The following is a 1,778-nucleotide window of genomic DNA, read 5'->3' as shown; positions in this document are numbered from 1 at the left end:
CTAGCGTTCGCTTGGTTTCTGGGGTTTTGACGGTTGAGCCAAGTTTTCATCGGGCGGCCGGTAGGCGTGCTCGGGTGAGCTGGTCGTTGAGGTGCTGGTCGATGGTGCGTAGCGCTTGCCGTAGGGGTGGCGGTGCGGGTGGTTGGTCGGCGGCCAGCAGCGGGGTGAGGATGCGGTTGTGGACCTTGGTGTAGAAGATCGCGAAGCGGAGCCCGTCGGGGGTCAGGGTGTAGGTGTTGGAGTGCGGCTGGCGGGCGATGAGGCCTTTGAGGCGTAGCCGGCGCAGGTCGTAGCTGGCCTGGCCGATCGAGTATGGCGCGCCGTGCAGTCCGGTCATGAGGGCGCGAAGGCTTCGGTTGGACAGACCGGTGACGGCGTGCACGCAGGTGGTAAGGGCGCCGGCCAGGGCCATGACCCGAGGGTCGCCGAACCGTAGGGCCGGGGCCCTCCTGCCCTCCTCGATGGTGGGGTGCGCGACCCGCGCGAAGGCTGGGCTCGCGAGGACACAGCCCTGACCGACCCGCTCAGTATCGAGGAGCCGGTTGTTGATCGCACGGGCCTTGCCCTGTAGTTCGTCGAGGTGGTGCAGACGGCGCCCGACCCGCAGGTCGGTGGGTGAGTTGATGACGGTCTCGATGCGCAGCGCCCGGCCGTCCTTGAGGTACTGCTTGATGCGGGAGTGGCGGTAGAGGGCGTTGACGGTGACGTCGACACCGCGGGTGACGACCTTGGTCTTGAACACCCCGGGGGTGGCGCGTTTCGGGCCGGTGCGGATCTGCCGGCCGAAGATGATCTCGACGGTGTCCGGTCGGCCGACGTCGAGGTTGTCGGCGACCAGGGCCTCGAAGAACGCCCGGGCGTGGCGGGGGGCGTGGAACACGATGGTGCGGGAGGTCTCGATCTGGCGCATGGAGAACTCCCACCAGTAGCCGCCCACCTCGTCGACCTCGGATAGCGGGGTGGGCAGCGCGTCGAGCCAGCGGTGGCAGAACGCCTGGATCTGGGCAGGCCCCAGCTGGTCGCAGATGGCCTGCAGCGCGGCCGGATCGGTGCAGGAGGCGAACCCGTTGGACAGCTCAGCGAACCCGATCCCGGCCTTGGTGGCCTGCCGTTTTGCCCACTCGTGGCCGTTGACCCACACCTTGATCGGGTAGGGGAAGTAGGAGCAGATCTTCACGAAGCCGGGACCGAACTGTTCGTCGACGAGGTAGAAGTAGTAGCAGGTCACCCGCCGTTGGGCCTTGGCGAAGGTGAACTGCGGCAGGTCTGTGGCGCGGGTGTCACGCTGGTAGGCGGTCCATACCGGCTGGAACTCCTGCGCCACCCCGATCGCGGCCACTCCGCAGCGTCCTTGCGCCGCAAGCCGATCCTGGTAGGGGCGCATCACGTCGATCTTCCGGTCGTCCTTGTCGAAACGCACGACAGGGATGTCGCCCGCTGCGGCGAACTTGGTTACCGCCCGGCGGAACCGGCCGCCGATCTGCTCGAACACCGCAGGTGACGGGATCGGCTTGCCCAAGTGCCGGGTCAGGAACGTGACGACCTGCCCTCCAACTTGAAGGTTAGGCACGTACCCGTTGAGGTAGATGCGGTCCAGACACTCGATGTCCAACCCCACATGCCCGTCAAGGAAATCATTGACCGTGACCACCGAAGCCGCCATCGGACACCTCCCACGACCAGCGTCGATGGCATCCAGGGTGGCGCTCAACGACCTGCACGTCACTACCTGCAGCAACCACCCACCTCGGCGGTCCGAGGCGAAGCCTCACTGGATG

The 1,778-nt window shown here is 66.6% G+C and carries 1 protein-coding gene; it reads right to left on the bottom strand.

The genetic code is table 11. The annotated features are described in order from the left end of the window. Positions 1–46: 46 nt before the first annotated feature. A complete protein-coding gene (locus FXF52_RS40950; protein ID WP_148805008.1) occupies positions 47–1,663 on the bottom strand; it encodes a hypothetical protein in 1,617 nt (538 codons plus the stop codon). Positions 1,664–1,778 lie beyond the last annotated feature (115 nt).

Origin of the sequence: Micromonospora sp. MP36, from assembly GCF_008119785.1 — a bacterium.
Lineage (GTDB): Bacteria > Actinomycetota > Actinomycetes > Mycobacteriales > Micromonosporaceae > Micromonospora.
This window is presented reverse-complemented; position numbering and strand designations above follow the sequence as displayed.